At 63.4% G+C, this 23,443-nt stretch carries 22 protein-coding genes; 10 read left to right on the forward strand and 12 right to left on the reverse strand.

What is annotated here, in order from left to right:
• The first annotated feature begins 86 nt into the window (after positions 1-86).
• Positions 87-866 carry a TSUP family transporter gene (locus HU770_RS13505; RefSeq protein ID WP_033696718.1) on the forward strand — a complete coding sequence of 260 codons (780 nt, stop codon included), beginning with the start codon at positions 87-89 and terminating at the stop codon, positions 864-866.
• On the opposite strand, the gene nudC is transcribed toward HU770_RS13505, so the two are convergent.
• Both nudC and HU770_RS13515 read right to left on the reverse strand, forming a co-directional pair.
• Complete coding sequence (gene nudC, locus HU770_RS13510; protein ID WP_033696716.1) at positions 834-1,664, reverse strand: NAD(+) diphosphatase; 831 nt, start codon at positions 1,662-1,664, stop codon at positions 834-836. The two genes, HU770_RS13505 and nudC, sit on opposite strands and share 33 nt — an antisense overlap.
• 34 nt (positions 1,665-1,698) lie before the next feature.
• The gene (locus tag HU770_RS13515; RefSeq protein WP_186663856.1) at positions 1,699-2,511 is read right to left on the reverse strand and encodes a crotonase/enoyl-CoA hydratase family protein; all 813 of its coding nucleotides are present in this window, start codon (positions 2,509-2,511) and stop codon (positions 1,699-1,701) included.
• A gap of 151 nt (positions 2,512-2,662) precedes the next feature.
• Between HU770_RS13515 and nhaB the strand changes: the two genes are divergently transcribed.
• The 4 genes from nhaB (at position 2,663) to HU770_RS13540 (ending at position 6,688) form a co-directional block, all read left to right on the forward strand.
• Positions 2,663-4,165 (forward strand): sodium/proton antiporter NhaB, encoded by a 1,503-nt coding sequence (nhaB, locus tag HU770_RS13520; protein WP_186663857.1) that lies wholly within the window; start codon positions 2,663-2,665, stop codon positions 4,163-4,165.
• Between the two features lie 172 nt (positions 4,166-4,337).
• Positions 4,338-4,889 (forward strand): lipocalin family protein, encoded by a 552-nt coding sequence (locus HU770_RS13525; protein ID WP_077068357.1) that lies wholly within the window; start codon positions 4,338-4,340, stop codon positions 4,887-4,889.
• Between the two features lie 48 nt (positions 4,890-4,937).
• Positions 4,938-5,711 (forward strand): NIPSNAP family protein, encoded by a 774-nt coding sequence (locus HU770_RS27260; RefSeq protein ID WP_346014124.1) that lies wholly within the window; start codon positions 4,938-4,940, stop codon positions 5,709-5,711.
• A gap of 17 nt (positions 5,712-5,728) precedes the next feature.
• Positions 5,729-6,688 (forward strand): ribonuclease Z, encoded by a 960-nt coding sequence (locus HU770_RS13540; protein ID WP_186663858.1) that lies wholly within the window; start codon positions 5,729-5,731, stop codon positions 6,686-6,688.
• Positions 6,689-6,803: 115 nt separating this feature from the next.
• Here HU770_RS13540 and HU770_RS13545 read toward each other — a convergent pair whose 3' ends face one another.
• Positions 6,804-8,087 carry a Zn-dependent hydrolase gene (locus HU770_RS13545; protein ID WP_186660183.1) on the reverse strand — a complete coding sequence of 428 codons (1,284 nt, stop codon included), beginning with the start codon at positions 8,085-8,087 and terminating at the stop codon, positions 6,804-6,806.
• Between the two features lie 45 nt (positions 8,088-8,132).
• Positions 8,133-9,623: an NCS1 family nucleobase:cation symporter-1 gene (locus tag HU770_RS13550; RefSeq protein ID WP_033696709.1), complete on the reverse strand. Its 1,491-nt coding sequence runs from the start codon at positions 9,621-9,623 to the stop codon at positions 8,133-8,135.
• Positions 9,624-10,239: 616 nt separating this feature from the next.
• On the opposite strand from HU770_RS13550, the gene hydA reads away from it, so the two are divergent.
• The 3 genes from hydA (at position 10,240) to preA (ending at position 14,427) form a co-directional block, all read left to right on the forward strand.
• Positions 10,240-11,679: a dihydropyrimidinase gene (gene hydA / locus HU770_RS13555; protein WP_186663859.1), complete on the forward strand. Its 1,440-nt coding sequence runs from the start codon at positions 10,240-10,242 to the stop codon at positions 11,677-11,679.
• 105 nt (positions 11,680-11,784) lie between these two features.
• Positions 11,785-13,152 (forward strand): FAD-dependent oxidoreductase, encoded by a 1,368-nt coding sequence (locus HU770_RS13560; protein WP_186663860.1) that lies wholly within the window; start codon positions 11,785-11,787, stop codon positions 13,150-13,152.
• The gene (preA, locus tag HU770_RS13565; protein ID WP_033696706.1) at positions 13,153-14,427 is read left to right on the forward strand and encodes an NAD-dependent dihydropyrimidine dehydrogenase subunit PreA; all 1,275 of its coding nucleotides are present in this window, start codon (positions 13,153-13,155) and stop codon (positions 14,425-14,427) included.
• A 40-nt stretch (positions 14,428-14,467) separates the two neighbouring features.
• On the opposite strand, the gene HU770_RS13570 is transcribed toward preA, so the two are convergent.
• The 8 genes from HU770_RS13570 to gnd form a co-directional block, all read right to left on the reverse strand.
• Complete coding sequence (locus HU770_RS13570) at positions 14,468-14,863, reverse strand: DUF4440 domain-containing protein (RefSeq protein ID WP_186660188.1); 396 nt, start codon at positions 14,861-14,863, stop codon at positions 14,468-14,470.
• A 1-nt stretch (position 14,864) separates the two neighbouring features.
• On the reverse strand, positions 14,865-15,485 hold the full coding sequence (locus tag HU770_RS13575) for a TetR/AcrR family transcriptional regulator (RefSeq protein ID WP_033696704.1): 621 nt from the start codon (positions 15,483-15,485) through the stop codon (positions 14,865-14,867).
• Complete coding sequence (locus HU770_RS13580; RefSeq protein WP_033696703.1) at positions 15,485-15,841, reverse strand: VOC family protein; 357 nt, start codon at positions 15,839-15,841, stop codon at positions 15,485-15,487. Before HU770_RS13580 ends, HU770_RS13575 begins: the two co-directional genes overlap by 1 nt.
• Positions 15,842-15,901: 60 nt before the next feature.
• Positions 15,902-16,189, reverse strand: a complete 288-nt coding sequence (locus tag HU770_RS13585; protein WP_033696702.1) for a HigA family addiction module antitoxin — start codon at positions 16,187-16,189, stop codon at positions 15,902-15,904.
• A gap of 15 nt (positions 16,190-16,204) precedes the next feature.
• A complete protein-coding gene (locus tag HU770_RS13590) occupies positions 16,205-16,483 on the reverse strand; it encodes a type II toxin-antitoxin system RelE/ParE family toxin (protein WP_077068355.1) in 279 nt (92 codons plus the stop codon).
• 129 nt (positions 16,484-16,612) lie between these two features.
• Positions 16,613-18,409, reverse strand: coding sequence for a glycoside hydrolase family 15 protein (locus tag HU770_RS13595; RefSeq protein ID WP_186663861.1), 1,797 nt, complete (start codon positions 18,407-18,409; stop codon positions 16,613-16,615).
• Between the two features lie 72 nt (positions 18,410-18,481).
• Positions 18,482-19,987 carry a glucose-6-phosphate dehydrogenase gene (zwf, locus tag HU770_RS13600; protein ID WP_186663862.1) on the reverse strand — a complete coding sequence of 502 codons (1,506 nt, stop codon included), beginning with the start codon at positions 19,985-19,987 and terminating at the stop codon, positions 18,482-18,484.
• Complete coding sequence (gene gnd, locus HU770_RS13605; RefSeq protein ID WP_227697295.1) at positions 19,984-21,006, reverse strand: phosphogluconate dehydrogenase (NAD(+)-dependent, decarboxylating); 1,023 nt, start codon at positions 21,004-21,006, stop codon at positions 19,984-19,986. The genes zwf and gnd overlap by 4 nt, the downstream gene beginning before the upstream one ends.
• 165 nt (positions 21,007-21,171) lie before the next feature.
• On the opposite strand from gnd, the gene HU770_RS13610 reads away from it, so the two are divergent.
• Both HU770_RS13610 and glgA read left to right on the forward strand, forming a co-directional pair.
• Entirely contained in the window at positions 21,172-21,339 is a 168-nt protein-coding gene (locus tag HU770_RS13610; protein WP_077068354.1) for a DUF6026 family protein, read from the forward strand.
• A gap of 542 nt (positions 21,340-21,881) precedes the next feature.
• Complete coding sequence (glgA, locus tag HU770_RS13615) at positions 21,882-23,441, forward strand: glycogen synthase GlgA (protein WP_186663863.1); 1,560 nt, start codon at positions 21,882-21,884, stop codon at positions 23,439-23,441.
• The last annotated feature ends 2 nt before the right edge of the window (positions 23,442-23,443 follow it).

Genomic DNA, 23,443 nt, shown 5'->3' on the forward strand with positions numbered 1-23,443 from the left:
GGCAACCCCCACTCGTCAGGATTACCATGTCCCACTTCTAGCGCGGCCGTTTGCCGCACCCTTGCCTCCCTGCCTGCCAGATACCAATGCCCTTCGAACTCACCGTAGAACCCCTCACGCTGCTGATCCTGGCCCTGGTCGCCTTCGTCGCCGGCTTCATCGACGCCATCGCCGGCGGTGGTGGCCTGCTCACCACGCCGGCATTGCTGACGGCCGGCATGCCACCGCACCTGGTGCTGGGCACCAACAAGCTCAGCTCCACATTTGGCTCGGCCACCGCCGGTTTCACCTACTACAAGCGCAAACTGTTCCACCCTGCGCAGTGGCGCCCGGCACTGTTCGCCACCTTGGTCGGCGCCTCGCTGGGCGCAGTGATCGCCCACTACCTGCCCGCCGAATGGCTGAACAAGATGCTGCCGGTGGTGGTCTTCGCCTGCGGGGTCTACCTGCTGTTCGGCGGCACGCCAAAGGCACCGCTGGATGCCAATGCGCCGATCAAGAAGAAATGGCAAGTGCCGCAAGGCTTCACCCTGGGCTTCTACGATGGCGTGGCCGGCCCCGGCACCGGCGCGTTCTGGACCGTGAGCACCCTGCTGCTGTACCCCATCGACCTGGTGCGCGCCAGCGGCGTGGCACGCAGCATGAACTTCGTCAGCAACATCGCGGCGCTGACGGTGTTCATCATTTCAGGGCAGGTGGACTACATCGTCGGCCTGGCCATGGGCCTGTCGGTGATGGTCGGCGCCTTCTTCGGCGCACGCACGGCGATCAGCGGCGGCAGCAAGTTCATCCGCCCGGTGTTCATCACCGTGGTGCTGGCCTTGACCGTGCGCCTAGCGTGGCAGCACTGGTTCGGGCAGGCCTAGACGCCGAGCCACATACAGGTCGATCAGGTAGCGGGCGATGGAACGCCCGGCCGGCAGCGGCGGCAGGTCGTGCACGCTGAACCACTGGGCGTCCTCGATCTCGTCCGGTTGCATCACAATCTCCCCGCCCGCGTACTCGGCATGGAAGCCCAGCATCATCGAATGGGGGAACGGCCAGCACTGGCTGCCAACGTACTGGATGTTCTGCACCTCGACCGCCACCTCTTCACGCACCTCGCGTACCAGGCAGTCCTCGGCCGACTCGCCTGGCTCGGCAAAGCCCGCCAGGGTGCTGTAGACACCGGTGACAAAACGCGGCGAGCGCGCCAGCAGAATCTCGTCACCGCGGGTGACCAGCACGATCATGCTCGGCGAAATGCGTGGGTAGCTGCGCAGGTCGCACGGCTGGCAATACATTGCCCGCTCCCAACGGATTTGCGTCATCGCCTGGCCGCAACTGCCGCAGAACCGGTGTTCGCGGGCCCAGGTGCCGATCTGCGCGGCGTAGCCCAGCACCTTGTACAGGGCGAAGTCGCCTTCGAGCATGAACGCACGCAACCCACGCCAGGCACACCCCGGCACGTCGGTGGCGGTGCGCAGTTCGAGCAGGAACACCGGCTGGCCATCGAAGTGACCGATACCATGCTCGCACAGTACGTCCAGGTCCTGGCGCTTGAGCCACTCGCGGGGGAACAGCGCGCCGTTGTCGTCCACCAGGAACCCTTCCGGGCTGCGGGCGACGGCCCAGCCCCCGGTGATCTGCGGGTCGAGTACTGCGGTAGTCCAGCGTGCTGACATGTTGGGGGTTCCTTGCTGAGCGCCCCCCGAGCTGTCAGTCGGCGAACGTCGGTTTCTGTTTGCTCATGTGCGCCGCCACTGCCACGCGCAGGTCTTCGGACTGCAGCATCGCGGCGTTCCAGGTGGCGATGTACTCCAGGCCATCGTCAATGCGATGGTCACGCATGTAGCTGAGCATTTCCTTGGTGCCGGCCACGGCGATCGGCGATTTTGCGGCAATCTCGCGGGCAATGGCAAAGACCCCGTCGAGCAGCGCGGCCTGATCATCATAGACGCGGTTGACCAGGCCGATGCGCAGCGCCTCATCGGCCTCGACGTTGCGCCCGGTGAATGCCAGCTCACGCATCATGCCGTCGCCGATGATACGTGGCAAACGTTGCAGCGTGCCGACATCGGCGGCCATGCCCATGTCGATTTCCTTGATCGAGAACTGCGCATCCTGGCTGCAGTAGCGCATGTCGCACGCCGAGATGAGGTCGATGGCGCCCCCAATGCAGTAGCCCTGCACCGCCGCCAGCACCGGCTTGCGGCATTTGTCCACGGCGTTGAACGAGCCCTGCAGGCGCAGGATGGTACTGCGCAGGAAGCGCGCATTACGGCCGACGTCCTTGCCCATCTGGCCAGCGAGCGAGGCCAGCATCATCAAGTCGATGCCGGCGGAAAAATGCTTGCCCGCACCGCTGATGACCACGGCACGCACGGCAACGGTGTCGTCGACCCACTGGAAGATGTCGATGATCTCTTCCCAGAAGGCCGCGTTCATGGCGTTGACCTTTTCCGGGCGGTTGATCTGAACGTGGGCAATGTTGTCGGTCAGTTCGACCTTGAACGCGCTGTACTCGGTCACGTGCGGCACTCCTGCGGTTGAAGGGTTCATAGCGCAGGATGGTAACCCAGCCGCGAGGCCGCACTTGTGCCAAAAACGGGACTGCACACCTTGCCTAAGGCGGCCCGATCCGGCACCGTGCGGCATTGCCGAATTATAAGGATACATATTCATGTCACGCTCCGTGGCCGGCGCGCTCGCGCACAATTTCCTGGGCCAGTCACCGCTCTGGTACAAGGCCGTCATCGGCCTGTTCCTGGTGCTCAACCCATTGCTGTTGCTGACTGCAGGCCCGGTCACGGCGGGCTGGGTGCTGGTGATCGAATTCATCTTCACCCTGGGCATGGCGCTCAAGTGCTACCCGCTGATGCCTGGCGGATTGTTGCTGGTTGAAGCACTGCTGCTGGAGATGACCACGCCTCAGGCGCTGTACGAAGAACTGCAGCACAACTTCCCGGTGATCCTGCTGCTGATGTTCATGGTTGCCGGTATTCACTTCATGAAGGAACTACTGCTGTTCCTGTTCTCGCGGATCCTGCTTGGCGTGCGCTCGAAAGCGCTGCTGTCGGTCCTGTTCTGCGTGCTGTCGGCGTTTCTCTCGGCCTTTCTCGATGCCCTGACGGTTACGGCGGTGATCATCAGCGCTGCGGTAGGCTTCTACGCGGTCTTTCACCGTGTCGCCTCCGGGGCCAACCCGCGCGAAGACAGCGCGCTCGACAGCGACCAGCAGATCCCCCAACTGCACCGTGAAGACCTCGACCAGTTCCGCGCCTTCCTGCGCAGCCTGCTGATGCACGGTGCGGTCGGTACCGCGTTGGGCGGCGTGTGCACGCTGGTGGGCGAACCGCAGAACCTGTTGATCGGCCATGAGATGGGTTGGCACTTCGCCGACTTCTTTTTCAAGGTCGCGCCCGTGTCGTTGCCGGTGCTCGGCGCCGGGCTGCTGACCTGTGTGCTGTTGGAAAAACTGCGCCTGTTCGGCTACGGCACGCTGATGCCCGAGCGCGTACGCCAGGTGCTGGCCGCCTACACCGCCGAAAACGATGTCGCGCGCACCGCAGCACAGCGAGCCGCGCTGTGGGTGCAAGGCAGCGCCGCGCTGATCCTGATCATCTGCCTGGGCCTGCACATTGCCGAGGTTGGCCTGGTGGGCCTGCTGGTGATCGTGCTGATCACCGCGTTTACCGGCATTACCGATGAGCACCGCCTAGGCCGTGCCTTCCAGGACGCCATGCCGTTCACCGCGCTGCTGGTGGTGTTTTTCGCCGTGGTCGCGGTGATCCATCAACAGCAGCTGTTCAGCCCGCTGATCGCCTGGGTACTGGCGCTACCCGCCGAACAACAACCCGGCATGCTGTACCTGGCCAACGGTTTGCTGTCGGCGATCAGCGACAACGTGTTTGTCGCTACCATCTACATTACCGAGGTCAAGCAGGCGTTTCTCAATGGTGGCATGAGCCGCGAGCATTTCGAGACGCTGGCGGTGGCGATCAACACCGGTACCAACCTGCCGAGCGTGGCGACCCCTAATGGGCAGGCGGCGTTCCTGTTTCTGCTGACCTCGGCGGTTGCGCCGCTGATCCGGCTGTCGTATGGCCGAATGGTGTGGATGGCCTTGCCTTATACCGTGGTCATGGGTGGGCTGGGGTGGTGGGCGGTGACCTACTGGTTGTGAGGGCCTGGCTTGGGTTTTGCTGCGTCTGTGAGATCGAGCGCTGCCCGCGCGGCGCTCGATCTCAGACGCTGCAATCCTAAAGACAAACATCCCACACCCAACCCGATACAACTTTTCCCCCTACCCAGCATCGAATCACAGTAAGTCCCCATCCGCTTCAAGGAGGTTCGCCATGGCGATGCGCTCGGCACTGTTGCTTTCCTGCATGACCCTTGCCCTGATCGGTTGCGCCGGGTCCAACGACGAACACAAGACGCCCCCCACCACGCAGCAGGTCGACCTGCAACGCTACCAAGGCACCTGGTACGAGCTGGCACGCCTGCCGATGTTCTTCCAGCGCAACTGCGTGCAATCCGAAGCGCACTACGGCCTGCGCGAGGACGGCCGCATCGACGTCAACAACCGCTGCAAGGAAAAGGACGGCCAATGGAATGAAGCCAAGGGCATCGCCGAAGCCCAGCAGCCAGGCAAGACCGACAAGCTCTGGGTGCAGTTCGACAACTGGTTCAGCCGCCTGGCACCGGGCCTGACCAAGGGTGACTACTGGGTGCTTTACCACGACAAGGACTACCGCGTAGCCCTGGTCGGGCACCCTAACCGCGAGTACCTGTGGCTGCTTTCGCGCACACCGGCGGTCACCGACCAGGAGCGCGAACAGCTGCTGTCGATAGCCCGCAAGCAAGGCTATGACACCAGCAAGCTGATCTGGCGCCAGGAGGGCTAGCCCGCCGCACGGCTGCTCGTCGACGACGCGGGGCAATCAAGCTAAGGTGTGCGCCCCGCATCCCCTCGAAGGAACGAGCCGTTGATCACCTGCCACGTCAAATACACCGTCGACCCTTACCAGTTGCCAGCGTTCGAGGCCTATTCGCGCCTGTGGATGGGCCTGGTTACGCGCATGGGCGGCAAGCACCATGGCTACTTCCTGCCTGCCGAAGGCGCCAACAATGTTGCCTACTGCCTGTTCAGTTTTCCCAGCCTGGCGGCCTACGAGCAATACCGCAAACAGGCGGAGACCGACCCCGAATGCATCGCCGCGGTGGCCCTGGCCACTGAGCAACGGTTTATCCTCAGCGATGAGCGCAGCTTCCTCAAGCCACTGCTCGAGCCGCGCATTCGCTCACTTGCCCTGTGCGTGTTCCATCACCAGGGCAAGATCCTGGTCAACGTCTTCGATGACCCTGTGACGCAACGGACGCTGTGCCGACCGCTCGGTGGCGGTATCGAGTTTGGTGAACGGGGCAGTGCAGCCATCGCCCGGGAAATCGAAGAAGAACTGGGGCAGTCGATCAGCGATGTGCGCTTGCTTGGTACGCTGGAGAGCCTGTTCACCTATGCCGGTGCACCGGGGCATGAGATTGTGCAGGTTTTCGATGCCCGCTTCGATGACGCCAGCTTGTACCAGCAGCCGTGGCTGGAAGGCCGCGAATCCAACGGCAACCCTTTTCGCGCCAAGTGGTGCGACAGCGCCGACTTCGACAGTATCGGCCCGCTTGTCCCCGAAGGGTTGCAAGCCATGCTGCGCGACCTGTCGCTGCTCGGTTGAACTGAAGGAGGCAGATCATGGACCTGCTGTTTCTAGGCACCAGTGCCGGTGTGCCGACCAAGGCCCGCAACGTCAGTGCCACCGCCGTGATCGAAGCCAGCGGCAGCCAGTGGTACCTGGTCGATTGCGGCGAAGGCACGCAACACCGGCTCCTGCACACGCCGTTATCGATACGCGACCTGCGCGGCATCTTCATCACCCACGTTCATGGCGACCATTGCTTCGGCCTGCCGGGCTTGCTGGCCAGTGCCGGAATGAGCGGGCGTACCCAGCCGCTGGACCTGATCCTGCCCGCTGCGCTGCATGATTGGGTGAGGCTGAGCCTGGCTGCCAGCGACAGCTACCTGCCTTTCGAAGTGCGCCTGCTGGCAGTAGAGAGCCTGGCTGACTGGCGTAGCGAGACGCTGCAGGTCAGTACCGTGCAGTTGTCGCATCGGGTGCCGAGCGTTGGCTTCGTGTTTACCGAGCTCAACCCTGAGCCGCGCCTGGACGTGCAACGCCTGGATGCCGAGGGCATCCCTCGCGGGCCGTTGTGGGGTGACCTGGCCAAGGGGCTGTCGGTGGAACATGGGGGGCGAACCCTGCACGGGCATGATTACCTGCGCGCGTCGCGAGCGGCACGGCGAGTGATTGTGTGCGGTGACAACGACAGGCCCGAGCTGCTGGCGGAGGTCGCCAAGGGCGTGGATGTCCTGGTGCATGAGGCGACCTTTACCCAGGCGATCATCGAACGCACGGGGGCTACATTCGGCCATAGCACGGCGGCGCAAGTGGCACGGTTTGCCGAGGCCGCAGGGGTACGTAACCTGGTGCTGACGCATTTCAGTGCGCGGTATCAGAGTGATTCACGGCGCAGTCCATCCATCGATGATGTTCGGGTCGAGGCGCTGGCCCATTACCACGGGCATTTGACCTTGGCCCGGGACCTGCAGCGGTATCACATTGGGCGCGATGGGTGTCTGGTGGCGGTTGGGTAGATTGGGGTTGGGCTGACAGGTGCATGCCGTAGGTATGGCGCCATGAGATCGAGCGCCGCCCGCGTGGCGCTCGATCTCATGGGCGCTGAAACCTCAAACCAAGGGCCTAGCGGCTTTAAGCCGCCAACCGCCCACTGGCAATCGCCTCCGAAGCCGCCAGCATCGCCCGCAACAACACCGCACACCCCGCCGCCAGATCCTCCGGCGTGGCATTCTCGATTTCGTTATGGCTGATGCCATTCTCGCACGGCACAAAAATCATCCCCGCCGGCCCCAGCTCAGCCAAAAAGATCGCGTCATGCCCGGCGCCGCTGACAATATCCATGTGCGCCAGCCCCAGCGTATCTGCCGAATCCCGCACCGCATCGACACACGCCTTGTCGAAGTACAACGCCGGGAAATCCGCCGTGGGGGTCAGCTCATGCGCCAGGCCATGCTTGGCGCAAGTGCTTTCGATCACCCCACGCACCTCGGCGATCATCGCATCCAGCTGCTCACCTTCAAGGTGGCGAAAATCCAGGGTCATGCGCACCTCACCCGGAATCACGTTGCGCGACCCAGGGTAGGCCTGCAAGCAACCCACCGTGCCACAGGCATGCGGCTGGTGACCAAGGGCGGCGCGGTTGACCGCCTCGACCACCGCCGCCGCCCCCACCAGGGCATCCTTGCGCAGGTGCATGGGCGTCGGGCCTGCGTGGGCTTCTACACCGCGCAAGGTCAGGTCGAACCACTTCTGGCCCAAGGCCCCAAGCACGACGCCGATGGTCTTGGCCTGGTCTTCGAGAATCGGCCCCTGCTCGATATGCGCTTCGAAGTAAGCCCCCACCGGGTGGCCTAGCACGGCGCGCTGGCCCGCGTAGCCGATGGCGTTGAGCGCCTCGCCAACACTGACGCCCTGGGCATCGCGCTTGGCCAGGGTGTCTTCCAGGGTGAACTTCCCGGCAAACACCCCCGAGCCCATCATGCAGGGCGCAAAGCGCGAACCTTCCTCGTTGGTCCACACCACCACTTCCAGCGGTGCTTCGGTTTCCACGCCCAAGTCGTTGAGGGTACGGATCACCTCCAACCCAGCCATCACCCCGAAGCAGCCATCGAACTTGCCGCCGGTGGGCTGGGTATCGATATGGCTGCCCGTCATCACCGGGGGCAGTTTGGGGTTGCGCCCCGGTCGGCGGGCAAAGATGTTGCCGACCGCGTCCACACTGACGCTGCAACCGGCCGCCTCGCACCACTGAACGAACAGGTCACGGGCCTGACGGTCGAGGTCGGTCAGCGCCAGGCGGCAGACGCCGCCCTTGGCCGTGGCGCCGAGGCGGGCCAGGTCCATCAACGATTGCCACAGGCGCGCGCTGTCGACGTGGCGTTGGGTGGAATGCAGCACTTGCTTGGCTGGGGTCATGGTCGTTCTCCTCAGGCATTTCTAGTTGTCGGTACTGGCAAGCGGTCACGGCAAAGGCTTGGCCAGCCGCGTCGGGCTGCGCGCCGCCACGCCGCCGAGGACGTAGTAAAGCGCCCCACCCAGCAGCGAACCGGTGAACCAGCCGTAGTCGTAGAACCAGCTGAAACTGCTGTTGCCGATGGCCATGACGGTCAGCGCCACCGGCAGAGCGAAGGCCGCAAAACCTGCCCAGTTCCAGGCCGGATACACGTCGTCGCGGTACAGCCCGGCCAGGTCCAGACGCTGGCGACGGATCAGGAAGTAGTCCACCACCATGATCCCGGCAATGGGCCCAAGCAGGCTCGAATAGCCCAGCAACCAGTTGGAATAGACGCTCTCAAGGCTCAGGTCGGAAACGATCAAGCCAAGCTTTTTGAGCAGTTCGTGACTCATCAGCGCCAAGCCGATAAGGCCGGTCAGCCACACCGCACGGCTACGCCCGATCAGGCGTGGGGCGATGTTCTGGAAGTCGTTGGTTGGCGACACGATGTTCGCCGCAGTGTTGGTCGACAGTGTGGCGATCACGATCAGTGCCATGGCCAGGGCCACCCAGCCTGGGCTCTGGATCTTGCCGATCAGGCTCACCGGGTCCGACACCGTTTCGCCCACCAGCGACGCCGAAGCGGCGGTCAGCACCACACCCAGGGCGGCGAACAGGAACATGGTCAGCGGCAAGCCGAAGATCTGCCCCAGAATCTGGTCCTTCTGGCTTTTCGCGTAGCGGCTGAAGTCGGGAATGTTCAGCGACAACGTGGCCCAGAAACCGACCATGGCGGTGAGCCCGGCACAGAAGTAACTGACCACGCTGGCGCCCTCGGGCCGCTTGGGCGGTTGCGCCAGCAACTCGGTCATCGACATGTGCGGCAGAGCCCACACCAGCAGGCCGATGCCGACCGCCACCAGCAATGGCGCTGAAAGGGTTTCAAGCCATTTGATCGACTCCGCCCCGCGCAGCACCACCCACAGGTTGAGGGCCCAGAAGATCATGAAGCCAATCACCTCACCGGTGCCCTCCAGGGCCTTCCAGCCATCGAACATCGAACCGAGGAACAGGTGAATGGCCAGGCCGCCGAACATCGTCTGGATGCCGAACCAGCCACAGGCGACGACGGCGCGGATCAAGCACGGCACGTTGGAACCAAGGATGCCGAACGAGGAACGCAGCAGCACCGGAAAGGGGATGCCGTACTTGGTGCCGGGGAACGCGTTGAGGGTCAGCGGGATCAGCACGATCAGGTTGGCCAGCAGGATCGCCAGCAACGCTTCACCCACGCTCAGGCCAAAGTAGGCCGTGAGCACACCGCCCAGGGTGTAGGTGGGTACGCAGATGGACATGCCCACCCACAAGGCGGTGATGTGCCACTTGTTCCAGGTGCGCTGGTGCACCTTGGTGGGCGCGATGTCGTGGTTGTAGCGCGGGCTGTCGAGCACGTCACTGCCCGCCTCCAGCTCGAACAGGCCTTCCTGCTCGATCACTTGCGATCTGCTCTGTTGCATGGGGCCTTCTCCAGGTTTTTCTAATTGTTTGCTCATCGGGCTAACGCGATGGCCGGAGTACACACACCACCAGTACTGCTCCTCCGGTCCGGCCTGGCGGTTGTGGCCGTACTCAAATTGCGTGCCGGGTTGGCCTGCGCCGTCCCGGGTGGCCGCCGCCTACCGGAGGTAATCAACTGAACTGCAAAGCATTTATCTGCGCCTGGCGAAAGTACGGTGTTCCCCTCGCCTGCTGCGCATACCACCTTCGGCCGCCCCTGCACCCTGCCTTTGGTTTCAATCTGGTGCAGCCTGGTTTTTTGAGCAGGATAGCCGGCCCTTCGAACCGGTTATCAAGCAGCTGATTTTGCATGGAAAATCTTGACCAATTTGGCTTCTTGTCAAGTGCGTCAAAATGGTGAAGGGCCTCACCATTTTGGTGATTTCTATATTTTTACCTTTAATATCAATAATTTATAAATGCTATAAGCTAATAAATTATTTTCTTGAACAATCTCAAATCACCATCTAAATTTCATTCTTGTCAGGTCTGACAGGATTGCAAGTCACCCTTCAGCCACTGGCCGATAACAATTCAAGAACCGGCCCAGACCGGTCAGCCTGCGAGGAAGACGGCATGTCCCTGTTGATCCGTGGTGCCACCGTGATAACCCACGAAGAGCGTTACCCCGCCGATGTTTTGTGTGTCGAGGGTGTGATCCGCGCCATTGGCGAAAACCTCACCCCCCCCACCGACTGCGAAATCCTCGACGGCACTGGCCAGTACCTGATGCCCGGCGGCATCGACCCGCACACCCACATGCAACTGCCCTTCATGGGCACCGTGGCCAGCGAGGACTTCTTCAGCGGCACTGCTGCAGGCCTGGCCGGCGGTACCACCTCGATCATCGACTTCGTCATCCCCAACCCGCAGCAGTCGTTGCTGGAGGCCTTCCACACCTGGCGTGGCTGGGCACAGAAGAGCGCCTGCGACTACGGCTTCCACGTCGCCATCACCTGGTGGAGCGAGCAGGTCGCCGAAGAAATGGGCGAACTGGTGGCCAAGCACGGGGTGAACAGCTTCAAGCACTTCATGGCCTACAAGAACGCCATCATGGCCGCCGACGACACGCTGGTGGCCAGCTTCGAACGCTGCCTGCAACTGGGCGCGGTGCCCACCGTGCATGCCGAGAACGGCGAACTGGTCTACCACCTGCAGAAAAAACTGCTGGCCCAGGGCATGACGGGCCCCGAGGCACACCCCCTGTCGCGCCCTTCGCAGGTCGAAGGCGAAGCCGCCAGCCGCGCCATCCGCATTGCCGAAACCATCGGTACACCGCTGTATGTGGTGCACATCTCAAGCCGCGAAGCGCTGGACGAGATCACCTATGCCCGGGCCAAAGGCCAGCCGGTGTACGGTGAAGTACTGCCCGGCCACCTGCTGCTCGATGACAGCGTCTACCGCAGCCCGGACTGGGCCACCGCCGCCGGCTACGTGATGAGCCCGCCCTTCCGCCCACGGGAACACCAGGAAGCCCTGTGGCGCGGCCTGCAATCGGGCAACCTGCACACCACCGCCACCGACCACTGCTGTTTCTGCGCCGAGCAGAAAGCCATGGGCCGCGACGACTTCAGCCGCATCCCCAATGGCACCGCCGGTATCGAGGACCGCATGGCGGTGCTGTGGGATGCCGGGGTCAACAGTGGGCGCCTGTCGATGCAGGAGTTCGTCGCACTGACTTCCACCAACACCGCGAAGATCTTCAACCTGTTCCCGCGCAAGGGCGCCATCCGCGTCGGTGCCGATGCCGACCTGGTGCTGTGGGACCCAGAGGGCACGCGATTGATTTCGGCGCAGACCCACCACCAGCGCGTGGACTTCAACATTTTCGAAGGCCGCACCGTGCGCGGCATCCCCAGCCACACCATCAGCCAGGGCCGTGTGGTCTGGGCCGATGGCGACCTGCGCGCCGAACCTGGCGTCGGCCGTTACGTGGAGCGCCCACCCTACCCCTCGGTGTACGAGGTGTTGGGCCGACGCGCCGAGCAGCAGCGCCCGACACCCGTCCAGCGCTGAGCCTTACCACAGCACCCGCACTGCCGTACCGGCCCTGAAGAGGCCGGGCGGCGCCGTATTGCCGTTGACTGCCACATCCAAAAAAGAAAAGAGAGGCTAACAACCGTGATCGATGCCCTGAACCACTTGCCGCGCCCCCGGGCCGGCGCCGACCAGTTGGCCGAGCGCTTCGGCGACCTCGCCCCGCCCCTCACCGCCCGCCAGGCCGCCGTGGAAAGCGCCCGCTGCCTGTATTGCTACGACGCCCCCTGCGTCAATGCCTGCCCAAGCGAAATCGACATCCCCTCGTTCATCCACCGCATCAGTGACGAGAACCTGCAAGGCGCTGCCGAACGCATTCTGTCGGCGAATATCCTCGGCGGCAGCTGTGCGCGGGTATGCCCGACCGAAATCCTCTGCCAGCAAGCCTGCGTGCGCAACAACGCCCAGGAATGCGCACCGGTGCTGATCGGCCAACTGCAGCGCTATGCCTTGGACAACGCCCACTTCACCGAGCACCCCTTCACCCGCTCGCCAGCCACCGGCAAGCGCATCGCCGTGGTCGGCGCAGGCCCGGCCGGGTTATCCTGCGCGCACCGCCTGGCCATGCATGGGCACGACGTAGTGGTCTTCGAAGCGTGCGACAAGGCCGGTGGCCTCAACGAGTACGGCATTGCCCGTTATAAGTTGGTAGACGACTACGCCCAGCGCGAGGTGGAATTCCTGCTGGGTATCGGCGGTATCGAAATTCGCCACGGTCAACGCCTGGGTAGCAACCTCAGCCTGGGCGAGCTGCGCGATCAGTACGATGCGGTATTCCTGGGCCTTGGCCTGAATGCTGTGCGTCAGCTCGGCCTGGCCGATGAAGAAGCGCCTGGCGTGCTCGCCGCCACTGCATACATCCGCGAACTGCGCCAGACCGACGACCTGAGCCAACTGCCGCTGGCCGACCGCTGCCTGGTGATCGGCGCCGGTAACACCGCCATCGACATGGCCGTGCAGATGAGCCGCCTGGGCGCCCGTGACGTCAACCTGGTGTACCGCCGCGGCCACGCCGACATGGGCGCCACCGACCACGAGCAGGACATCGCCAAGGCCAACCAGGTGCGCCTGCACACCTGGGCGCGCCCCGATGCCGTGTTGCTGGATGACGCCGGCAAGGTGCGCGGTATGCGCTTCGCCCGCACGGCACTGGCAGATGGGCGCCTGCGCGACACCGGCGAAACCTTCGAGCTGGCCGCCGATGCGATCTTCAAGGCCATCGGCCAGCGCTTCGACGACGCCAGTCTCATCGACCCCGTGGCCACGCAACTGGCCCGCGAGGGTGAACGCATCCACGTCGATGCGCACATGCGCACCAGCCTTGCGGGTGTCTACGCGGGCGGCGACTGCACCGCCCTGGGCCAGGACCTCACCGTCCAGGCCGTGCAACACGGCAAGCTGGCCGCTGAAGCCATCCATGCCCAACTCATGCTCAATGTGGAGGCTGCGTAAATGGCCGACTTGTCTATCGAATTCGCCGGTATCAAGGCGCCCAACCCTTTCTGGCTGGCCTCGGCGCCACCCACCGACAAGGCCTACAACGTGGTCCGCGCGTTCGAGGCCGGTTGGGGCGGCGTGGTCTGGAAGACCCTGGGCGAGGACCCGGCGGCGGTCAACGTGTCGTCGCGCTACTCAGCGCACTACGGCGCCAACCGCCAGGTGCAGGGTATCAACAACATCGAGCTGATCACCGACCGCTCGCTGGAGATCAACCTGCGTGAGATCACCCAGGTGAAGAAGGACTGGCCCGACCGCGCGTTGATCGTATCGCTGATGGTGCCGTGCGAGGAACAATCGTGGAAGTTCATCCTGCCCCTGGTGGAGGCCACGGGCGCCGATGGCATCGAACTGAACTTCGGCTGCCCCCACGGCATGCCTGAACGTGGCATGGGCGCGGCGGTCGGCCAGGTGCCGGAGTATGTGGAGATGGTCACCCGCTGGTGCAAGACTTATTGCGCCCTGCCGGTGATCGTCAAGCTCACGCCGAACATCACCGACATTCGCCAGTCGGCCCGCGCCGCGCACCGCGGCGGGGCGGATGCGGTGTCGTTGATCAACACCATCAACTCGATCACCAGCGTTGACCTGGACCGCATGGTGGCCCACCCCATCGTCGGCGACCAGAGCACCCATGGTGGTTACTGCGGCTCGGCGGTCAAGCCGATCGCCCTAAACATGGTCGCGGAGATCGCCCGCGACCCCGAGACACGTGGCTTGCCGATTTGCGGCATCGGCGGTATCGGCAACTGGCGTGACGCTGCCGAGTTCATCGCCCTGGGCAGCGGCGCCGTGCAGGTGTGCACGGCCGCGATGCTGCATGGGTTCCGTATCGTCGAAGACATGAAAGACGGCCTGGCCCGCTGGATGGACCAGCATGGGCACCGCAACCTGGAGGCGTTCAGAGGCCAGGCTGTGGGGCATACCACCGACTGGAAGTACCTGGACATCAACTACAAGTCAGTGGCACACATCGACCAGGACGCCTGCATCGGTTGCGGGCGCTGCCACATCGCCTGCGAAGATACGTCGCACCAGGCCATTGCCAGCACGGCCAAGGCTGATGGCACCCACATCTACAGCGTGATCGAGGAGGAATGCGTGGGCTGTAACCTGTGCCAGATCACCTGCCCGGTGGAAAACTGCATCGACATGGTGGCGCAGGATACCGGCAAGCCTTATCTGAACTGGACGCAGGATCCGCGTAACCCCTATCGCGAGGCGAGCTGAGGCTGAAAAGGCCGGGGCCGCTGCGCGGCCCCATCTCTGGTCAAACCACCGCCGTCTCATGCAGGTACACCCACACCACCCGCTGCTCGTCACACTCCACAATGGCCAACGAATACCGCGCAGTCTCCTGCCCCTGCAACCGGTGCGTCTCCTTGTAGCGCACCGCCACACTCGCCCCCGCCTGCCACACTACCTGCACGTCACTGACCTCGATTTCCAGCCCTGGCCGAGCCCCGGCCCCCCGCTCGAACAACTGCCCCACCTGCTGCCGATCAACGATCGCGCCCGCCGTGGTGACCATACTGAAGTTGTCGGCAAACACTGCCAACAACTCGCTGCGAAGCGCCTCGGTTCGCGCAGCGGGCCGGGTGAATACTGCATGGATCAGATCATGTACATCGTGGATGCTGCGTGCAGCCCGTTCACTCAAGGTCATATCAAGGTTCCAAACCAATGCCACGCAGGATGACACTGGTCACCGTCTGCACCGCGTTTTCGAATGCCATGTCCGACAAGGGCTCGCCGCCATTGAGCAACGCCACTTGATAGCCAAAGTCGGCATAGTGCTGGGTCGATGCCCAGATCATGTACAACAGCGCAGACGGCTCTACCGGCAGGATGCGCCCGTCTTCCACCCAACGGCGAATCTTGGTCTCCTTCAGCTTCGCCCAGGGCACCAGGCTTTCGTCCAGGCTCACGCCCAGCACGGGCGCGCCGTGCAGCATTTCTTCAGCCCAGATTTTCGAGCCCAGCGAGCGTGACCGCGAATGGCCCATCTTGGCGCGGATGTAGCTGGTGAGCACCACACGTGGGTCATCGAAGTTCTCGAAACACAGCGCATCCTGCTTCCACACATCCAGCAGGTCCTGCAGCACGGCGCGGAACAGGTCGTCCTTGGTGCTGAAGTAGTAATGAAGGTTGGAGCGCGGCAACTCGGCCTGCTCGGCGATATCGCCCATCGAGGTGGCGCCATAGCCTTTCTCGGCGAACACCTTTTCTGCAGCCTGGAGAATCTTCTCGATGTTGCGCCGGCGGATCTCGATCTTGTGGTTGGCCATCAAGCTTGGGCCGTCCACACCGCCAGTTCATAGCCGTCCGGGTCGACGAAGTGGAACCTTCGCCCGCCGGGGAACGAGAACGTGGCACGGCTGATCTGCGCACCGGCGGCCTCGACCCGCTGCTGCGTGGCGTCGAGGTCGTCGGCGTACAGGATGACCAGCGGGCCACCCGGGCGTACCGGCTCGCCTGTAGTAAAGCCACCCGTCAGCCGACCATCGCTGAATTCAGTGTAGGCAGGGCCGTAATCGGTGAAGCGCCAGCCGAAGATGCTGCCATAAAAGGCCTTGCTCCGTGCGATATCGCTGACATTGAATTCGATGTTGTCGATCTGCCGATCGTGGCCACGAACGCTCATGCGTGCTCCTTGCCGAGAGGTAATTGCACTAGTCTACTCCGGTCGTTTCGCTCAATCGAATCAGGCAGCCTGGAACAACCGCGTGATCACAGGCTGCTGGCGGTGCCGCGCCTGCCAGATGTCGTAATCGGCCTGGATGGCCAACCACAGCCTGGCCGTACTGATACCCGCCATCTCCAGGCGTAATGCCAGGTCTGGCGACATTGCCGCACGGCCATGCAACACCCGCGAAAGCGCTTCACGCGAGAACCCAAGGTGCGACGCAAAGGCTTTCACCGTCAGGCCTAGCGCCGGCAGAACATCCTCACGCAAGCTTTCGCCGGGGTGTGGCGGATTGTGCAAAGGCATGGTCAGCCCTCCTGTTCAGTGATAATCAAGGTAATCAACCAGCTCGACATCCGAACCTGTAAAACGAAAAGTCAGTCGCCAGTTACCAGAGACGCTGATTGACCAAAAGCCTGACAAGTCACCTTTGAGCGAGTGCAAGTGCCATCCTGGAAGGCTCACGTCTTGTGCCGTCATGGCGCGATCGAGAAATTGCAACTGACGCTTCAAACGCTGTATGTGAGCGGCCTGGACCCCTCGGGTATTGCCCGTTTCATGAAGGATTCGTAATCCCTTGTGCCGAAAACTGATGATCATGGGTAGCTCGCCGTGTCCATTTGGGAGACGGGCTAAGTGTGACCCCACGCATCACACACAGCAAAGTAACATATGTGACTCGATGCGTCACACATTTATTAAGACCTGAAATCCTCCACAATGGGCACGCTAACCACAACGCGCCCGATCGCGCACCGGGCACTGCGCGCGGTGCAGGTTCAGCGCCGTGTTGATGATGCCGATATGGCTGAACGCTTGGGGGAAGTTGCCCAGCATTCGCTTGCCTGCCGGGTCGTACTGCTCCGCCAGCAACCCCAAGTCGTTGCACAGGCCGCTCAAGCGTTCGTACAGGGCCTGTGCCTGGGCTTGCCGGCCTAACAGGACATAGACATCGGCCAGCCAGAACGAACACACCAGGAAGGTGCCCTCCCCAGGGCTCAGGCCGTCGCTGCAGCTGTCGGTGTCGTAGCGCAACAACAGGCCATTTTTCAGCAGCCGCTTTTCGATTTCTGCCAGCGTGCGCAAAAACCGTGGGTCTTCCGCCGGCAGAAAGCCGGTCAATGCGATCTGCAACAGGCTGGCGTCCATTTCGTTGGCGCCGTAGGCCTGGACAAAAAACGCCCCGCTCGGGTCCAGCCCGCGCTCGCACACCTCACGGCGAATCTCGTCTGCCACCTGGCGGTAATGGCGCCCGCGCTCGCGGTCCTCTTCGGTGGTTTCGGCCAACCCCGCCGCGCGGTCGAACGCCACCCAGGCCATGACCTTGGAATGCACGAAATGCTGCCTGCCACCGCGAACTTCCCAGATACCTTCGTCCGGGTCTCGCCAGATGCGCTCCACGTACGGCAGGATCAAGCGGGCAATCGCGGCGCTGCGTGGGTGGCGGGGCAAACCGCCTTTGATCGCCTGGGTCATGGCATCGGCCAGCTCGCCGTAGATATCCAATTGCACCTGCCCGGCCGCCGCGTTGCCCACCCGCACCGGCTGCGAGTGCTCGTAACCGGCCAACCACGGCAGGGTGTACTCCTGCAGGTCACGCTCGCCGGCCAGGCCGTACATGATCTGCATCTGTTCGGGGTTGCCGGCCACCGAACGCAACAGCCATTCGCGCCAGGCCTGGGCTTCGTCGAAATAGCCCAGGTTCATGAACGCCAGCAGGGTCATGGTGGCGTCGCGCAGCCAGCAGAAGCGGTAGTCCCAGTTGCGTTCGCCACCTATGCGCTCGGGCAGCGAGGTGGTGACAGCGGCGACGATGCCGCCGGTGGGCGCGTAGGTCATGGCCTTAAGCGTGAGCAGCGAGCGCCGCACCAGGGCAGTGTAGGGACCGACCTCCGGGCTGCGGGCGGCAAAGGCCTGCCATTGATTGATGGTTTGCGCCAGCGCTGCCTCGACATCGCAATCGGGCTGCACAGGCAGGTGCGAGGGTTGGTGGCGCATGCTGAACACCTGACGTTGGCCGGCACCGACGCGAAAGCGTGCGACGGTGTGGTGGTCGCGTGCATGCGAGGGGACCGTGCTGCACAGGATCAGGCGGTCAGGGCCGGCTACGGCGCTGAGGGTCAGGGGGTCGAGCTTTTCTACCCAAGGCACGCTGCGCCCGTAGTCGAAACGCAGCACCAGGTCCATCTCGAAGCTGGTTTCGCCGGCCAGGCCTTCGACGATGCGCACGACCGAGTTGACCTCGCCCAGGGGCATCAGGTCGAGCACGCGCGCCCGGCCAGAGGCGGTGACCCAGGTGGTTTCAAGCACCAGGGTGTCCTCCAGGTATTGCCGGCTGGTGTGCTCGACCGGGTCGCAAGGGGCCAGGCGCCAGCGGCCGTTTTCTTCATTGCCCAGCAGGGCTGCAAACACGGCGGGGGCGTCGAAGCGGGGCAGGCACAGCCAGTCAATGGAGCCATCGCGGCTGACCAGGGCGGCGCTGCGGCAATTGCCGAGCAAGGCGTAGTCTTCGATGTGGGCGGGCATTGAGTCTCCTTTCGGTTGAGCCGGTTGGTCGCCTGTGTCGGCCTCTTCGCGGGGCAAGCCAGCTTGATCAGGTCACCCCAAACGGTGCCATTCCCGCCTGTCGCGGGTCAGCAGTTCATTGCCAGCCTCTGGCCCATCTTCACCTGCCGGGTATTCATGCACCTCGCCATCCTTGGCCCAGGCGTCGAGAAAGGGCTGCACCGCGCGCCAGCCGTTCTCGATGTTGTCGGCCCGCTGGAACAGCGTCTGGTCACCGGTCAGGCAGTCGTAGATCAAGGTTTCGTAGCCCGTCGCCGGGGTCATCTTGAAGAAGTCCTTGTAGGCAAAGCCCAGCTCGACGTTCTCCATCACCAGCTCAGGGCCCGGGCGCTTGGCCTGCAGGTCGAACCACATGCCCTCATTGGGCTGGATCTGGATCTTCAGGTAGTTGGGCTTGGGCCGCTCCAGCTCCGACTCGCGGAACTGCGCATAGGGCGCGGGCTTGAAGCAGATGGCGATCTCGGTGTCGCGCACGCTCATGCGCTTGCCGGTACGCAGGTAGAACGGCACGCCGGCCCAGCGCCAGTTGTCGATCATCACCTTGAGTGCCACGTAGGTCTCGGTCTGGCTGTCTTCGCCGACATTGGCTTCCTGGCGATAGCCGGGCAAGCGCTTGCGCCCCTGCTTGCCCGCCGTGTACTGGCCTCGCACCGAGTTTTTCAGCGCCATCTTCGCCGACCACGGGCGAATGGCGCCGACCACCTTGGCCTTTTCGCCGCGCACGGCATCGGCGCCAAAGGCGGCCGGAGGCTCCATGGCGACCATCGCCAGCAACTGGAACAGGTGATTGGGGACCATGTCGCGCAGGGCCCCGGTGTTGTCATAGAACGCACCGCGGGTTTCGACGCCGACGGTCTCGGCGGCGGTGATCTGCACGTGGTCGATGTAGTGGTTGTTCCAGAACGACTCGAACAGGCCGTTGGAGAAGCGGCTGACCAGAATGTTCTGCACCGTCTCTTTACCCAGGTAATGGTCGATGCGGTAGATCTGCCGCTCGCCCATCACCTTCAGCAAACAGGCGTTGAGTGCCTCGGCGCTGGCAAGGTCAGTGCCAAAGGGTTTCTCCACCACGACGCGACGAAAGCCCCCGGCCGACTCGTCGAGCAGGCCGGCCTGGCCCAGCCGCAGGGCCACTTCGGGGAAGAACCGTGGCGAGGTGGCCAGGTAGAAGATCGCGTTGCCATGACGGGTCGCTTCGATGCGCTTGGCAATCGCCTGGTACGTGGCCGGGTCAAGAAAGTCGCCGGTCTGGTAGTCCAGCCGTTTGGCCAGCCGCGCCCACAGTTTTTCGTCCAGGCACTTGGCGCTGCCCTCGCCGCCCTTGTCACGCTCCAGCATGAAGGCGTGCAGGCGCTCGGCGAACGCCTCGGCGGTGGCGGCATTGTGATCGACGCCAACGATGCGCAGGTTGCGGTCCAGCAACCCGTCACGGCTGAGGTTGTACAGCGCCGGCATCAGCAGGCGCTTGACCAGGTCGCCATTGGCGCCGAACAGAAACAGGGTGCAGGGAGGAGCTGCAGGGATCGTCTGTTTAGTCATTCGCCTTTCTTCTCGACATGCCCACCAAAGCCCAGGCGCATGGCCGAGAGAATCTTGTCGCCATACGTGCCCTGCTGCTGACGCGAACGGAAGCGGGCGAACAGCGCGCTGGACAGCACCGGCACTGGCACGGCCTGCTCCACGGCGGCATCGATGGTCCAGCGGCCCTCGCCACTGTCGGACACCGAACCACTGAACTGCGCCAACTGCGGGTCGGCCACCAGCGCATCGGCGGTAAGGTCCAGCAACCAGGACGTGACCACACTGCCGCGGCGCCAGACTTCAGCGATCTCGGCCACGTCGAGGTCAAAGCGCTGGTCTTCGGGCAGCTCGTTGCCGCCCTTGCTGCGCAGCAAGTCGAAGCCTTCGGCGTAGGCCTGCATCAGGCCGTACTCGATGCCGTTGTGCACCATTTTCACGTAGTGCCCGGCACCGGGTGGGCCTGCGTGGATGTAGCCATGCTCGGCGCGCTGGTGCTCGCCCTCGCGGCCATGGGTACGCGGGATGTCGCCGACGCCGGGCGCCAAGGCCTTGAACAGCGGCTCGAGGCGCTCGAACACGTCCTTTTCGCCCCCGATCATCATGCAGTAGCCACGCTCCAGCCCCCACACGCCGCCAGAGGTGCCCACGTCCAGATAGTGCAGGCCACGTTTGGCCAGATCGGCGGCACGGCGCATGTCGTCTTTATAGAAGGTGTTGCCACCGTCGATGATCGCATCGCCCGGTTCCAGCAGGTCGGCCAGTTGGGCGATGGTCTGCTCGGTAGGGTCACCGGCCGGCAACATCACCCACACCGCACGCGGGGCCTTGAGTTTTTGCACCAGGGCGCCGAGGTCGTGGGCACCTTGTGCACCCTCGCCCTCCAGCCCGACGACGGCGTCGCGGTTGCGGTCGTGCACCACGGTGCGATGGCCGGCGCCCATCAGGCGCCTTGCGATATTGCCGCCCATGCGGCCCAGCCCGACGATTCCCAGTTGCATGAGCCGATGCTCCCGTTTCGAAAATGGATGATGATGCAGTTAAGCGTTTCAGATTAGTCCAGCGTACCGCCCAAGGGTTCAGCGACGAACGGCGAGACCACGATAAACAAAAAAGTTCCCATGGGCGGCGAAAGAATTCAGAATGCGCCCCGCGTGAAGCGACTACGCTTTAACTGTCACCAGCCAAAACCGCGAGGTGTGCTCATGGGTACCTTGATGCCTGCTACTCCAACCCAGACCCTCTATGTCTCCGTACGCCGTGATGAGCTGCGTAAGTTGAAAGACGAACGTGACCAGTTGCGTCAGCAGGTCGCTCAGTTGCACATGATGCTTGAGCAAGCTCGCTCCGGCGACAAAGCTATCAATCTCTGATCGTGACCTTCCCCGGTGGGGGCTGACCGGCTCCCACGCTGCTCTACCTCCCCCTCTTCGCTTGCCTCTGCGCGCGCACCAAAACAGGGCATCCCCGTTCTCTGCGCGACGAAATGATGCGCGTCTGAAAGCCTGTGCCCTACCCTCGAGCACCCCGTTCACATCGGGTCACAGACGCCAACGTTTGCGTCTAAACCGGCCATAACGAAAGTGACCAGTGGGTCACCTTTTTTACTTCTTCTCTCCTACACTCAGCTTTCGGCCCGCCATTTGCTCATAGGAAGAGTGACGTAAAAAAGTCGAACTTTCACAAACGGCGGTGGGTCAGGAACTAAGTAGGCCAAATGCAACGGGACCTCCCCCGCTTCGGCCCACCAACCCCATTCAGTCCAATCGCCTTCGGCCGGAATGCTGATCGCGCTGTGCCTGCGCGCACGACTCAGGGGCATGGATAGCACTACACGGATTTGAACCAGAGAGAACCAACACGAGATAACGCCGCGGGTGCCAGCACCCGGCCAAGCATAGGGACGGAGAGAAGTATGATCAGTGCCGCTGTCGAGCCTCACGTAGATTCATTCAAACCGGACAACCGCGAGCCGCTTACCCCGGAATTCGCCACGACAGGCAAGGCACCCGGCGCACAGCGCCAGCACAACCCGAACAAACGCAAGATCCTGTTCGTCACCTCGGAAATCGCCGACCTGGTCAAGACCGGCGGCCTGGGCGACGTCTCTGCCGCCCTGCCCCGCGCCTTGGCGCACCTGCACGATGTGCGCGTATTGATCCCCGGCTATCGCCAGGTGATGGAGAGCGACAACCCGATTCACATCGTCGGCGAATTGGGCGGCCACGCCGCACTGCCGCCGTGCAAGATCGGCCGTATGGACCTGGCCGATGGCCTGGTCATCTATGTGTTGATCTGCCCTGAGCTGTACCAGCGTGACGGCACTCCCTATGGTGCCAACAATGGCCGCGACTGGCCCGACAACCATATCCGCTTCGCCCGCCTGGGCCTGGCTGCAGCCGAGATTGCCGCCGGCGAAGGCATGATCCACTGGAAGCCCGAAGTGGTGCACGCCCACGACTGGCCTGCAGGCCTGGCCCCGGCCTACATGCACTGGCGCGGGCTGAACACGCCGACCCTGTTCACCATCCATAACCTGGCCTACCAGGGCGTCTACAGCCGTGGCTGCAGCCCGGAGCTGGCAATCCCCGAGCACGCCATGCAGCAGGAAGGCATGGAGTTCTACGGCAAGCTGTCGTTCCTCAAGGCCGGCCTGGCCTACTCCAGCCACATCACCACGGTCAGCGCCACCTATGCCCGGGAAATCACCACCCCCGAGTTTGGCTGCGGCCTGGACGGTTTCCTTGCGGCCAAGGCCCAGCAAGGCCTGCTGGGCGGCATCCCTAACGGCATCGACGAAAGCTGGGACTCGGCCACCGACAAGCACCTGCAACACAACTTCAGCATCAATGACTGGGACGGCAAGGCGCGCAACGCCGAAGCCGTACGCCAGCTGTTCGAGCTCGAGCCCTCCGAGGGCCCGCTGTTTGCCGTGGTCTCGCGCCTGGTCTACCAGAAAGGCCTCGACCTGACCCTGGGTGTGGCTGACTACATCGTCGAGCAAGGCGGGCAGATCGCGATCATCGGCCGTGGTGAGCCGGAAGAAGAACAGGCCATGCGCGAACTGGCGCTGCGCCACCCGGGCCGTATCGGCGTGCGCATTGGTTTCAACGAGACCGACGCGCGGCGCATGTTCGCCGGCAGCGACTTCCTGCTGATGCCGTCGCGCTATGAACCGTGCGGCCTGAGCCAGATGTACGCGCAGCGCTTCGGTTCACTGCCGGTGGCGCGCAACACCGGCGGGCTGGCCGATACCATCGAGTGTGGGGTCACGGGTTTTCTGTTCAACGAATCGACCGTCGAGAGCTACCGCGAAGCGCTGAGCCGCGCCTTCTATGTGTACGGCAAGAAAGACTTGCTCAACGCCATGCGCTGCCTGTCGATGACCCAGCCGTTCAACTGGTGCCAGGCGGTGGAACCCTACGCTCGCCTCTATGAGGACTTGGTCAAGCAGGCACAGTTCAGCCACAACTGAGC

The sequence above is a fragment of the Pseudomonas sp. SWRI68 genome (genome assembly GCF_014269165.1).
Lineage (GTDB): Bacteria > Pseudomonadota > Gammaproteobacteria > Pseudomonadales > Pseudomonadaceae > Aquipseudomonas > Aquipseudomonas capeferrum.